The sequence below is a fragment of the Elusimicrobiaceae bacterium genome (assembly GCA_028700325.1).
In the GTDB taxonomy this organism is placed as follows: domain Bacteria; phylum Elusimicrobiota; class Elusimicrobia; order Elusimicrobiales; family Elusimicrobiaceae; genus JAQVSV01.
On sequence record JAQVSV010000016.1, the window covers coordinates 23666 to 35720 of the forward strand.

Sequence of the window (12055 nt, forward strand, 5' to 3'; positions counted from 1 at the left end):
TTATGACCCCAAAACCGCTTAAAAAATATTTGACAGGCCCATTAGCGCGGGTTACCCGGTTCGCGGCGCTGCTTGCGCTGGCGGGCTGCGCCGGCGCGCCGAAACTGGAAGGCCCGCAGTTGCCGCCGGCCGAGCAGCCTGTTGCGCAGGCTCCCGCGGCAAAGGAACCGGGGCTGGTGTTCAGATCGCCGGGAAAAATCAAAATCTTTTCGCATTCGGAAACAAACTGGCGGTACCGCGACCTGCCCGCCGGACTTGACGCAGGTGACCGCATCCGTGTCGCGCCGGACAGCGGTTTTGCGGAAATCTATCTGCACAGGAATATCCTGATCCGGCTCGGCGCGGCCAGCACGCTGGGCATCATAAGCACCGCTCCGGCGGCTTTTGAACTGATAGCTGGGCAGGTGGAAATCTGGAATAATTCAGGCGCCGGGCTAAGCATCATATCGGAAGGCGCGGCGATAACCGCGGGCAATGGCACGCTGCTGGCCCGCATCACCGGGAAAAACAGCATTGAGGCCTGGGCTTACAAAAACAGCATCACGGTGAAAAAAGACGCCTCGACCCAATTGGTGCCGGAAATGAAAAAATTATTTCTCTCGGCGGAAGGAGCGTTTTACCTCTCGCCGATCGGACGGTTTAACAAAATACCGCCCATGCCGGAGCCGGACGCGCAACTGGTCCGGCAGGTGGATTCGCTATTTGCGCCGGAACGCTGACCCCGGAGGAGAATTTTCGCGATGAAAAACAGAACTGTGGCGGTAGGCTGTGACCATGCGGGTTTCGCGCTGAAACAGACTGTGATAGACCGGATAATCAAAAACGGCGATACCGCGCTTGATCTGGGAACCTGCGGCACCGACTCGGTGGATTATCCGGATTTCGCCAGAGCGGTGGCCCTCAAAGTGGCCGGCGGCGAAGCCGGACTGGGCGTGTTGATCTGCGGCAGCGGCGTGGGGGTCTGCATCGCCGCCAACAAATTCAAAAACATACGGGCCGGGCTGTGCCATGACACCTATTCGGCTGCGCAGGGTGTGGAGCACGACCATATGAACGTGCTGTGCCTAGGCGCGCGGATAGTGGGTGCGGCGGTGGCGGAATCAATCGTGGACGCGTTCCTGAAAGCCCGGCAAACCACCGAGGGCCGGCATTTGCGGCGGCTGGGCAAAATATCCGAGATTGAAAAAGAGAACATGAAATAAAGCAGAAACAGAACCTTGGGACAGGGGAACCATGGCGGAAAACAAACTTCTTGGACTGAAGCGGCTGGGACAGAGCGTATGGCTCGACAACCTCACCCGTGATTATCTTGATTCCGGCCGGTTCGAACGCTGGATCAGCGAAGACGGCGTTTGCGGAGTAACCTCCAACCCGACTATTTTCGAAAAAGCCATCACCTCCAGCGCGGCGTACGACAAGGATATCAAACGCCTGGCTCAAGCCGGCCTCTCGCCCGAGCGGATTTTCGAGGAACTGGCGGTTGAGGATATCCGCCGCGCGGCCGACATTTTCCGCCCGGTGCACGACAGATCCGGCGGGGCGGACGGGTTCATCAGCATCGAAGTGCCGCCCGCGCTCGCGCACGACGCCGACGCCACGTTGATAAAAGGCCGGGAACTGTTCAAAAAAATCGGCCGCCCCAACGTGATGATAAAAGTGCCCGCCACCCGCGCCGGCCTGCGCGCGGTCAAACTGCTGATTTTCGAAGGCGTCCATGTAAACGCGACGCTGCTTTTTTCGCCGCGCAGGTACGAGGAAACCGCGCTCGCCTATATTGAAGGGCTGGAATGGCGGTACCGGCGGGGCCTGCAGGTTGACTCGGTTAATTCCGTAGCGAGTTTCTTTGTCAGCCGCATTGACACCGAAATTGACGCGCTGCTCGACGAGGCGGCCGCCAACGCCTCCGATCCGGCCCGGAAAAACAGGCTGCTCGGCCTGAGGGGAAAAACCGCCATCGCCAACAGCAAGGAAGCGTACAAGGCGTTCTCGTCCATTTTCGCCACTTCGGAATCGTTTCTGCGCATGCGCGCCAACGGGGCGCGGGTGCAGCGTATTTTATGGGCGTCCACGGGCGCGAAAAACCCGGCCTATCCGCCCACCGTTTATGTGGACGGACTGATCGGCGCGGATACGGTAAACACCATGCCGGAAAAAACGCTCGACGCGTTTCGCGGCGCCGGAACACTTGCGGAAACTGTGGATAAAAACTATTGCACGGCCGCCGTACTGCTGGAAGAAATACGCGAACAGGGCGTGAAACTTGACGACGCGTATGACCGGCTTGAAAAAAACGGGATCGCCCAATTCGCCCGGTCATACGACCTGCTGACAGAGGCAATCGCGGCGAAAATAAAAACATTATAAACGACACGCAACGGAAAGGGGACTGGAACATGGCAACACTCAAACTGGGCAAAAAACTGGAAAAGAAAATTTCCCTCCGGACGCTGGAACAGAGCAATTTCGCGGCCAGGCTGTGGAAAAAAGACGCCACGCTCTGGCTGAACAGGCCCGACGAGGAAACCAAAAACCGCATGGGCTGGCTGACCGTGCCCGGCTTCATGCTGCAAAACAGCGCGGAACTGGAAACTTTCGCGGCGGACGCGGCGAAAGAGTTTAAATTCGCCGTCGTGCTGGGCATGGGCGGCTCAAGCCTCGCGCCGGAAGTGTTTGCGCGTGTTTTTCCGGTAAAAAAAGGGTATCCGCGGCTGCTGGTGCTCGACAGCACCAACCCCGCGTGGGTAGAGGAAATCCGGAAAACGGTGGATCTTGGAAAAACGCTTTTTATCTATTCCAGCAAATCCGGCGGAACGGTGGAGCCAAACTCGTTTTACCGGTATTTCCGGGCGGAACTGGAGAAAATCACCAGAACCCCGGGGAAACATTTTGTCGCGATAACGGACAAGGGATCCGGCCTTGAAACTCTGGCAAAAGAGCAGGGTTTCAGGAAAATCTTTATCAATCCGTCCGACATAGGGGGCCGGTTCTCCGCGCTTTCCTATTTCGGACTGGTGCCCGCCGCACTGATGGGCATAGACGTGCGCAAACTGCTTGAGCGCGCGGCCCGCGCCGGTGAGAACTGCAGGCGGACAGAACTTAAAACCAACGACGGCGTGCTGCTCGGCGCGGCGCTGGGCCAGTGCGCGCTTAGCGGGGCCGACAAACTGACCGTCATCACCGGGCCGGAACTGGAAACTTTCGGCCTGTGGATAGAGCAGTTAACCGGCGAAAGCACCGGAAAAAACGGCAAAGGGATAGTTCCCGTAGCGGGCGAAAAACCGCTGAAAAAACTCAATTACGGCAATGACCGGCTGTTCGTGGGAATAGGACTTGAAGCCGAATCCGTACTGGAAAAACTCGAAAAGGCGGGTCATTACACGGCGGCCCTTTCACTGGAGGACATCTATGATCTGGGCGCGCAGTTCATGCTTTGGGAAGTCGCAACAGCCGCGGCCGGCGCGGTGATGGGCATCAATCCCTACGACCAGCCCAACGTGCAGGAAGCTAAAAGCATGGCGCAGAAAGTGCTTTCCGCGTTCGATCCTAAAGCGCGGCCCGCACCGGTAAAAACCCCGCGGTTTTCGGCTTCGCAGGCCTATGCGGACAAAACCGTGACTGCCGCGAACTGGGCGGCAACGCTGTGCGGCTCGGTAAAGATGGGTGATTATATCGGCATTCTGGCTTACACGCCCGGCGGAACAAAGGAAGAAGCTTCGCTGAAGAAACTGCGCGCGCTGCTTGTGGAAACCACCGGCTGCGCCACGCTGTTCGGCTACGGGCCGCGTTATCTGCATTCCACCGGGCAGCTCCACAAGGGCGGCGCGAACAACGCCATATTTCTCATGATCACCTGCGACCCGCGGCGTGACCTGCCTGTGCCGGGCCAGAAATTCAGCTTTGACGGACTGTGTTCCGCACAGGCCGAGGGAGATTTCAAGGCGCTTGAAGCCAAAGGCCGCCGCGTAATACGCGTGCACCTGCCGGCTCCCTGCGCGAAAGGGCTGGCGGCGCTTAACGCCGGCCTGCTTGAAATAAGCAAAAATAAACAAAATGTGAGGGAGACCATGCCAGTAAAAACAAAACCCGTAACCAACAAAACCGCCACCACAACCAGCACCGCCGCAAAAACAACCGTGAAACCCGCTGTTGCAAAAGCGACCACCGCCACAACCCGGAAAACGACAACCACGAAAAAAACCGGCACGACAGAAACCGTCAACACTACTTATGTGACCATTGATTATCCCATTACCAACGAGACAATCAGCCAGTGCCACTATGTGTTCCGCATAGGCGCAAGTTCAAACGGCTATGTGGAACTGTGCCTCAACAACGGCGAATGGCTGCCATGCCGCCACTCGGTAGGCTACTGGTGGTACGACTGGAACGCGACGCCCGGCAATTACACCGCCACGGCGCGCATTACCACTCCCACCGGGGTGGTGACCACTAAAACGAAACGTTTTAAAGTGGCCTGAAATTTGAAGTAAAAAACCATTAGCCGTCCGGGCGCTATTAACCCCGGACGGCAATGGTACCGCATACGGAAGGCTCAAAAACCTGCCCTGAGTGGATATTTGTTGTAAAAACACAGCATGCAAGACACCGGCAAAAAACTTTTCATACGGACTTTCGGGTGCCAGATGAACGAGGCGGACTCCGACGAAATGTATCTCGCGCTGGCGCAGGCGGGATACCGGCTGACCGACGATATGGAAGACGCCGACGCCGTCCTGCTCAATACCTGCACCGTGCGGGAGCATGCGGAACACCGCGCGCTCTCGCTGGTGGGGCGGCTGAAGTTCTGGAAACAGCGCCGGACGGGAAGACTGATTATCGTGGCCGGCTGCGCGGCACAGAGGCTGGGAAGCGAACTGCGCCGGCGGTTCCCGCATGTTGATCTGGCGGCTGGCGCAAAAGACCTTGACCGGTTCGCCGAATTGTTCGCGTTTGCGGCGGACACCGGCGCAAAGGCTTTCCCGGTTGCGCAACGGAACGCGCCGCTTGTCGCCTATTCCACCATCATGCGCGGGTGCAGCCACGCCTGCGCCTACTGTATCGTGCCGGCGGTGAGAGGGCCGGGTGTTTCGCGCGATCCCGGTGAAATACTTGCGGAAATAAAAGACAAGGCGGCGCGCGGCGCGCGCGAAATCGTGCTGCTTGGCCAGACCGTGAACTCCTATCGCCACGCCGGCGGCGAAACGGATTTTCCCGCGCTGCTCAGAAAAGCGCACGCCATCGAGAGTATACAGAGAATCCGTTTCATAAGCCCGCATCCGGGCTACATCAACGAAGACTTCGCGGAAACGCTCGAACGCTTTCCGAAAATAGCGCGCCACATGCACCTGCCGGTACAAAGCGGCTCGGACCGGATCCTCGCCCTTATGAAGCGCGGCTACACCCGAGCCGGCCTGCTGGAAAAAATTTCGCTTTTAAAAACCCGCGTGCCGGATATTGCCGTATCAACTGACTTTATTGTAGGATTTCCTTCAGAGCAGGAAACCGATTTCGCGGATACGCTGTCGCTTGTTCGGGAATGCGGGTTCTCGTTCGCTTACTGTTTCAAGTATTCGCCCCGCGCGGGCACGCCTGCCGCGGAGATGCCCGAACAGCCTGACGGCATTACTCTGGAAGATCGGCTCGCAAGACTGCTGGCCGAAGTTAAGGAGACTGCGGCGCGGCGCTTTGAGGAACAGGTGGGCACAGTGCAGGAAACGCTTTTCGAAACACCTGACAAAGGACGCACCTCTACCAATTACTGGGTGCGGACGAAGTCGCAACAAACGCCGGGAACGCTGGTAAAAACGAAAATAACAGGGCTGCAGGGCAATACACTGCTGGCTGATCTATGACACCAAGGAACCATATGGAAAAGGAAAGCAAGTTTCAGGAGCGAAGAAAACATGTACGGCTGCCGATCATACACGGCGTGGTGGAACCGGTCAATCTGGCGTTTGAAGACAGTTCGGGCAATATGATAACGCAGCCCGCAATACTGTCGAATCTTTCGTCCGGCGGAATGCGGCTCATGACGTTTCTTGATCCTCCGAAAGGCAACCTGCTGGATATGTCGTTGGAACTGCCGGGCCTGGGCAAGATACCCGTGCAGGGCAGAATAGCCTGGGTGCGCGGCAAGGGCGGAGTGTTCATGACCGGCATAGCGTTCACCGAAATCGGCAAGACGGCCGTGGCCAGAATCAACGCGATGGCGGAAGATTACGAAGATTGCGAAACCCGCGTCACGCTCAAACTGCCGGAAGCCTGCGTAGGCAACTGCAAATGCCATTACCTGTGCAACAAGCCGCAGAAAGACGAAACCCTGTTTGAAACCAGGCCCGCCAGACCGGCCGGCAAAAAAACCGGCTCCGGCTCGCCGAAAAAGAAATAAACTTCCGGCAAATGACAAGCCCCCGCAACCCCGATCTGCGCCCGATAGTGATAATGGGCCCCACCGCCTCCGGCAAAACCGAACTGGCGCTGGAAACCGCCCGGGAGTGCGGGGGCGAAGTTATTTCGGCCGACTCCCGGCAGGTATACCGGCTCCTGTCGGCCGGCACGGCCAAGCCGCCGGGGCAATGGCGCGACACGCCATACGGTCCGGTCTATTTTGTGCGCGACATTGCGTGCCATCTGGTGGATTTTCTAGATCCGCAATCCTCGTACGACACGATGACGTTTATTGCGCAGGCGAAAAAACTCGCGCAGGACATAACGGCACGGGGAAAAACTCCTATTTTCGCGGGCGGGACGGGCATGTATATCCAGGCCTACTGGAACGGGCTGGACGATCTGCCCGAGGCCTCCCCTGAAATCCGCGAACGCCTGCACAGGGAAATACTGACCAGCGGCAACGCGACGGTGCATGCGCGGCTGGCAAGCGTTGATCCCGCCGCCGCAGCTAAAATACCTGCCGGCAACACGCAGCGCCTGATCCGCGCGCTGGAAGTGCATGAGCTGACGGGGCGTCCCATCTCGGCTATCTGGACGCGGGGCTATTACGGGGTATTGCCCACCCACGAGGCCGATTTTCTTGTCATTGAATGGGACAAGGAAATACTGCACGCCCGCATTCACGGCCGCACGAAACAGATTTTCGAGCCGATGCTGGAAGAAACCGCCGCGCTTTTGAACTCAGGCTGCCCGGCGGACTGTCCGGCCCTCAAGAGTCTGGGCTACCCACAGGCGCTTGACTGCATAAACAACGGAGCCAGCAGGCCCGACGCAATCCACAAAATCACCTCGCTCACCCAGTCCTACGCGAAACGGCAGATGACCTGGCTGAGAAGATATCAGAACGTGCCGCGCATCAGGCTCGCAAAACCGGAAGACTGGGATCCCGCGCGGCTGGCGGCCAAAATCCGCGACAACCGCGAAAACCGGGCCGAGCACAGCGTTTCGCTGTTTTGACACAGGACTCCCTAAATAAATGGAAAAAGCCATACTGGTGGGCGCGGAACTCAAATCCGCGCAGGCAGGGATCGGAGAATCGCTCGCGGAACTTGAGCGGCTGGCCAATACGGCCGGAGCGGAAGCGCTTAAAACCGTCGCGGCGCGGCTGCAGGCCTATAACCCCGCCACGTTTATCGGCAAGGGCAAGGCCCTGGAAATAGCGGAACTGGCGGAACAGCTCGAGGCGGACGCCGTCATTTTTGATGACGATTTGAGCCCGGCCCAGCAGCGCAATCTCGACGAGCTGATGCCCGCGAAAGTAATTGACCGCACGAGGCTGATTCTGGATATTTTCGCCCAGCGCGCCCGCACCCGCGAAGGCGTGCTGCAGGTGGAACTGGCGCAGCTCACCTACAATCTGCCCCGGCTGACCGGGCGCGGCACCGCCATGATGCAGCAGACCGGCGGCATCGGCACACGCGGGCCGGGCGAACGCAAGCTGGAATATGACCGGCGGCGCATCAGGGAGCGGATCGCGCGGCTGCAAACCGATATTGACGCGATCACCCGCGAGCGGCGCACCCAGCGCAAGAACCGCGCCAATATTCCGATGCCGCAAATTGCGCTGGCAGGCTATACAAACGCGGGCAAATCAACCCTTCTGAACCGGCTGACGGGAGGAAAGTCGGAAGTCTATGTGGACGACATGCTGTTCGCCACGCTCGACCCGACCACCCGGCGCGTTAACCTGCCAAGCGGCGGACAGGCGTTATTTTCGGATACCGTTGGTTTTATCCAGAAACTGCCGCACATGCTGGTGGCTTCGTTTCGGGCGACGCTTGAGGAAATCGCCGTGACCGACTGCGTAGTGCACGTCCGCAACGCCGCCAGCGAATTCGTGAACGAACAAAGCAAAACCGTGCAGGATACCCTCGCCGAAATCGGCGCGCAGGACGTGCCGGTGCTGGATGTTTTCAATAAAATTGACGCGGCCGACAAATTCACGCTCGCCGAACTGAAAACCCGATATCCGCAGGCGGTATTCATCTCCGCCACCGAAAATACCGGCGTGACGGAAATGCTCGAACGGGTAGAAACGCTGCTGAGCGCGCGCTGGAAACCGCGGGTTCTTACCGTACCGGCCGGCAAAGAGGCGCTTGTTGACACTATCTACACCACTGCGCTGGTGACCGGGCGCGCGCACGATGCGCAAGGCCGGACAATGCTTCATTTCATGGCTACGGACGGCAATTGGGCGCGCATACTCAAAAAATCCGGACAGCCCTGACGGCCCCGCTAACCCCGCCATCAAAGCACTGGCCCGGTGTTTCCGAATTTGTATAATGTATATGTATATACACCTCGCGGGCTGACCCGCGATACTCCCCAGAGGTATTGAAATGACTGAAATAGTATTGCTTCTTGCGGCAAGCTACATTCTCGGCGGAATCCCCTCGGGCTATCTGATAGCCCGGTCCGTAAAAGGAATAGACATCAGGGAGCACGGCTCCGGCAATCCGGGCGCGGCGAACGTATATCGCATAGTAGGCAAATGGGCGGGATGGGGGACCATGCTGGGCGACTCGCTCAAAGGGTTTGTGCCGGTTACCCTGGCCATTCATTTTTACCCGGACAATTACTGGCTCGCCATAGCCTGCGGCATCATGGCGATTATCAGCCATATGTGGAGCATTTTCCTTAAATTCCGGGGCGGCAAAGGCGTTGCCACGTCACTCGGCGTGTTTGCGGCTTTGCTGCCGGTGCCTACGCTGATAGCGTTTGTGGTGTTTGTGGTGTCGGTGGCGCTGAGCGGGCATATTTCGGTCGGCTCGATTGTGGCGGGCGTGACACTGCCGATCGTCAGCTTCGCCATGGGCAAGTATCCGCTGCCGTTTCTGGTGACGGTATCGCTGGTGTCCGCTCTGATAATAGTGCGCCATATTCCCAACATCAAACGCCTCATTAAAAATCAGGAACTGGCTTTTGAAGACGGCACAAAACGAGACCCTAAAGAGCTTCCCGCCAAGAAAAACTGACAATGATCAACAAAGTCGCCGTTTTCGGAGCCGGAGTATGGGGCAGCGTACTCGCCCAGCACATAGCCAAACAGGGCCGCAGCGTGGTGGTGTGGGAATACTTCGAGCATCTCGTAAATAAAATAGCAGAACACGGCGGCGCGCATCCGCATATCCCGGGCTTTCATTTCCGCCGCGATATCGTGATAACGCGCGATATGGACGCCGCGCTGGCCGATGCCGACCTGATCCTGATTGTCACGTCCTCCAAAAGCGTGCGCAGGCTGGCGCATGATATCGGCATCCGGCTCCGCGGCAAACGCATTCCCGTGGTAAGCGCGGCCAAAGGCATAGAAGACGAAAGCCTGCTGACCCTTACCGAAATCATCGAGCAGGAAATACCGGCCGAGAAAGATTGCGTAATGGCGTTTTCAGGCCCCAGTTTCGCGCTTGAAGTTGCGCACGCCATGCCGACAAAAATAGTGCTGGCGGGCCGCAACCGCAGACTGCTGGAGCGCACGGTTCCGGTTTTCAACAGTTATCCTATAAGCGTGGAGCTGTCGGACGATCCCACCGGAGTGCAGTGGGCGGGCGCGGCAAAAAACGTGCTGGCCATAGCCTGCGGCGTGGCGGAAGGGCTGGGCAAAACGATCAACACCAAGGCCGCGCTGGTGACTCTGGCCATGCGCGAAATGCACGACGTGGTGCTGGCCGCAGGCGGCACGGGTGAAACCGTATACGGGCTGGCGGGACTGGGCGATTTCATCCTGACGGGCACCTCCACGCTTTCGCGCAACACCCGGCTCGGCATAAAACTCGGGCAGGGCAAGGCGCTGGCTCAGGCGCGGGGTGAAATAAACACCGTGACCGAAGGCGCGGATTCCGTGGAAAGCATTTACAGCTTCGCGTGCGCGAAGAAATTGAACGTGCCGCTGATCAACGCGGTTCATGATATAATCAGAAAAGGCAGTCCGGCGGAAACCGTGCTGCATGCGCTGGGATTTTAAAAAAGGGGCGGGGCGCGCCCCGTGATTATGAACGGAAAAGAACTGGAAATCAGGATTTATTCTCTGGCGACGACCATGACCGACGCCATCGTGTTTCTGGAAGAGCTGAACGGCATACGCCTTCTGCCGATCTGGATAGGCCCGGTGGAAGGACAGGCAATCGCGATCAAATTTTCCGGGATACCGCTGCCGCGCCCGTTCACGCATGATTTATTGCTTTCTATCATAACGGCGACCAAACGCAAAATCACCAGAATCGTCATAGACAAGGTGGTGGACAACACCTATTATTCCTCGATCTATATGGCCGACGAAGGAGGCGAAGTCACGGTGATAGATTCGCGTCCGTCCGACGCGATCGCGCTGGCAGTGCGGGCCGGGTGCCCCATGTACATAACCGAAACCGTGTTTGAAGCCTCGCAGGTGCTTAACAAACCCATCAGCGAGGATGAAGTGAAAGATTTCAAATCGAAGATCCAGCACATCACGCCGCAGGATATCTTCGGCGATTTGAAGAAAAAAGAGAACGGGAACCCGGACGGCCCCGGAACCGACGGTTCCGGCCCCGACCAGGCCAAATAACTCCGCGCATGAACAGAACCGATATCGAAACCGAAGTGGCTAAACACTGCACCGACCGCGCGGAAGCGGCGCGGACGGTGCGCAAAACTTTCGAGATACTGGCTCAGGCGCTGAAAAACGGGGAACAGGTGACGGTATCGGGCTTCGGCTCTTTTCTGCCGCGCGTAAACAACGCGCGGCGGCGCAGACACCCCGCCACGGGCGAGATACTGGCGGTGCCGCCAAAAAAAACCGTGCGGTTCCGGGCTTCGCCCAAACTGCTGGAGTGATATTTTTATGGATCTGCAAGCCCTCAGCGAAAACGATTACTTTTCCATCGGCGACGTAAGCCGCATCTGCGGCGTGCCGGAACACTCGCTGCGCTATTGGGAGAAGGAATTCGGCCTCATCCGCCCGGTGCGCAAGGACTCCGGGCACCGCCGCTACACCAAACGCGATATCACCGTCGTGCTGGAAATCAAGGATCTTATTTACAAAGGCAAAATGACGCTCGAGGGCGCGAAAAAATTCCTGAGAGGGGGAGGTGTCGCGGCCAAGAACAACACCCGCGCCCAAAGCGAGGAAACCCTCAAACTGCTCCGGGAGATCCATAAAGATATTTGCAACCTGGCAAAAGAATGCTAAAATGTGACATACCCGGTTGGCAGCTGAACCAGTGCCGCGGTATCGGGGAGTGGCTCAGTGGTAGAGCGCTCGCTTGGGGTGCGAGAGGTCGTGGGTTCAATTCCCACCTTCCCGATTCGGCGGCACTGAACAAACAGTTTTTCGGGGCGTAGCGCAGCCCGGTAGCGCGCACGGTTCGGGTCCGTGATGTCGTGGGTTCAAATCCCACCGCCCCGACCAGCTGAATAAAACGGTTTTCCCTGACGGGAGAACCGTTTTTTATTTACTGATCGCGCCTGCAATTTATTATAATAATATGGCATGTCAACAGTGACAAGGAACTTTTTTAAACTCAACGGCAGGGTGCAGGGGATCGGATACCGCACTTTCGCGCGCGACACCGCACGGGAACTCGGCCTCTGCGGCTGGATATGCAATCTGCCCGGCGACGCGGTGGAG

13 protein-coding genes and 2 tRNA genes are annotated in these 12055 nt (G+C 58.0%); all 15 read left to right on the forward strand.

Annotated features, from left to right (window positions below; translation table 11 throughout):
• The first annotated feature begins 2 nt into the window (after window positions 1-2).
• The 15 genes from PHW69_03710 to PHW69_03780 all read left to right on the forward strand — a co-directional run bounded on the left by PHW69_03710 (window position 3) and on the right by PHW69_03780 (window position 11836).
• A complete protein-coding gene (locus tag PHW69_03710; GenBank protein MDD4004293.1) occupies window positions 3-719 on the forward strand; it encodes a hypothetical protein in 717 nt (238 codons plus the stop codon).
• 21 nt (window positions 720-740) lie between these two features.
• Window positions 741-1202: a ribose 5-phosphate isomerase B gene (gene rpiB / locus PHW69_03715; protein ID MDD4004294.1), complete on the forward strand. Its 462-nt coding sequence runs from the start codon at window positions 741-743 to the stop codon at window positions 1200-1202.
• Between the two features lie 31 nt (window positions 1203-1233).
• The gene (tal, locus tag PHW69_03720) at window positions 1234-2364 is read left to right on the forward strand and encodes a transaldolase (GenBank protein ID MDD4004295.1); all 1131 of its coding nucleotides are present in this window, start codon (window positions 1234-1236) and stop codon (window positions 2362-2364) included.
• Window positions 2365-2393: 29 nt separating this feature from the next.
• Window positions 2394-4478 carry a hypothetical protein gene (locus PHW69_03725; GenBank protein MDD4004296.1) on the forward strand — a complete coding sequence of 695 codons (2085 nt, stop codon included), beginning with the start codon at window positions 2394-2396 and terminating at the stop codon, window positions 4476-4478.
• Between the two features lie 117 nt (window positions 4479-4595).
• A complete protein-coding gene (miaB, locus tag PHW69_03730; GenBank protein MDD4004297.1) occupies window positions 4596-5852 on the forward strand; it encodes a tRNA (N6-isopentenyl adenosine(37)-C2)-methylthiotransferase MiaB in 1257 nt (418 codons plus the stop codon).
• A 14-nt stretch (window positions 5853-5866) separates the two neighbouring features.
• Window positions 5867-6388, forward strand: coding sequence for a PilZ domain-containing protein (locus tag PHW69_03735; GenBank protein MDD4004298.1), 522 nt, complete (start codon window positions 5867-5869; stop codon window positions 6386-6388).
• Window positions 6389-6399: 11 nt separating this feature from the next.
• Window positions 6400-7407, forward strand: a complete 1008-nt coding sequence (gene miaA, locus PHW69_03740) for a tRNA (adenosine(37)-N6)-dimethylallyltransferase MiaA (protein MDD4004299.1) — start codon at window positions 6400-6402, stop codon at window positions 7405-7407.
• A gap of 19 nt (window positions 7408-7426) precedes the next feature.
• Window positions 7427-8677: a GTPase HflX gene (gene hflX / locus PHW69_03745; GenBank protein ID MDD4004300.1), complete on the forward strand. Its 1251-nt coding sequence runs from the start codon at window positions 7427-7429 to the stop codon at window positions 8675-8677.
• A gap of 112 nt (window positions 8678-8789) precedes the next feature.
• Window positions 8790-9425, forward strand: coding sequence for a glycerol-3-phosphate 1-O-acyltransferase PlsY (gene plsY, locus PHW69_03750; GenBank protein MDD4004301.1), 636 nt, complete (start codon window positions 8790-8792; stop codon window positions 9423-9425).
• Window positions 9426-9427: 2 nt separating this feature from the next.
• On the forward strand, window positions 9428-10411 hold the full coding sequence (locus PHW69_03755) for an NAD(P)H-dependent glycerol-3-phosphate dehydrogenase (GenBank protein MDD4004302.1): 984 nt from the start codon (window positions 9428-9430) through the stop codon (window positions 10409-10411).
• Between the two features lie 27 nt (window positions 10412-10438).
• Window positions 10439-10993: a bifunctional nuclease family protein gene (locus tag PHW69_03760; GenBank protein MDD4004303.1), complete on the forward strand. Its 555-nt coding sequence runs from the start codon at window positions 10439-10441 to the stop codon at window positions 10991-10993.
• 8 nt (window positions 10994-11001) lie between these two features.
• The gene (locus PHW69_03765) at window positions 11002-11262 is read left to right on the forward strand and encodes an HU family DNA-binding protein (protein MDD4004304.1); all 261 of its coding nucleotides are present in this window, start codon (window positions 11002-11004) and stop codon (window positions 11260-11262) included.
• A 7-nt stretch (window positions 11263-11269) separates the two neighbouring features.
• The gene (locus PHW69_03770; GenBank protein MDD4004305.1) at window positions 11270-11617 is read left to right on the forward strand and encodes a MerR family transcriptional regulator; all 348 of its coding nucleotides are present in this window, start codon (window positions 11270-11272) and stop codon (window positions 11615-11617) included.
• 43 nt (window positions 11618-11660) lie between these two features.
• Window positions 11661-11732 (forward strand) — tRNA-Pro (locus tag PHW69_03775).
• 27 nt (window positions 11733-11759) lie between these two features.
• Window positions 11760-11836 (forward strand) — tRNA-Pro (locus tag PHW69_03780).
• Window positions 11837-12055 lie beyond the last annotated feature (219 nt).

Excerpts from the sequence above, each read along its gene's own strand:
- PHW69_03710 (MDD4004293.1), top strand. The coding sequence starts at position 3 with ATGACCCCAAAACCGCTTAAAAAATATTTGACAGGCCCATTAGCGCGG.
- rpiB (MDD4004294.1), top strand. The coding sequence starts at position 741 with ATGAAAAACAGAACTGTGGCGGTAGGCTGTGACCATGCGGGTTTCGCG.
- tal (MDD4004295.1), top strand. The coding sequence starts at position 1,234 with ATGGCGGAAAACAAACTTCTTGGACTGAAGCGGCTGGGACAGAGCGTA.
- PHW69_03725 (MDD4004296.1), top strand. The coding sequence starts at position 2,394 with ATGGCAACACTCAAACTGGGCAAAAAACTGGAAAAGAAAATTTCCCTC.
- miaB (MDD4004297.1), top strand. The coding sequence starts at position 4,596 with ATGCAAGACACCGGCAAAAAACTTTTCATACGGACTTTCGGGTGCCAG.
- PHW69_03735 (MDD4004298.1), top strand. The coding sequence starts at position 5,867 with ATGGAAAAGGAAAGCAAGTTTCAGGAGCGAAGAAAACATGTACGGCTG.
- miaA (MDD4004299.1), top strand. The coding sequence starts at position 6,400 with ATGACAAGCCCCCGCAACCCCGATCTGCGCCCGATAGTGATAATGGGC.
- hflX (MDD4004300.1), top strand. The coding sequence starts at position 7,427 with ATGGAAAAAGCCATACTGGTGGGCGCGGAACTCAAATCCGCGCAGGCA.
- plsY (MDD4004301.1), top strand. The coding sequence starts at position 8,790 with ATGACTGAAATAGTATTGCTTCTTGCGGCAAGCTACATTCTCGGCGGA.
- PHW69_03755 (MDD4004302.1), top strand. The coding sequence starts at position 9,428 with ATGATCAACAAAGTCGCCGTTTTCGGAGCCGGAGTATGGGGCAGCGTA.
- PHW69_03760 (MDD4004303.1), top strand. The coding sequence starts at position 10,439 with ATGAACGGAAAAGAACTGGAAATCAGGATTTATTCTCTGGCGACGACC.
- PHW69_03765 (MDD4004304.1), top strand. The coding sequence starts at position 11,002 with ATGAACAGAACCGATATCGAAACCGAAGTGGCTAAACACTGCACCGAC.
- PHW69_03770 (MDD4004305.1), top strand. The coding sequence starts at position 11,270 with ATGGATCTGCAAGCCCTCAGCGAAAACGATTACTTTTCCATCGGCGAC.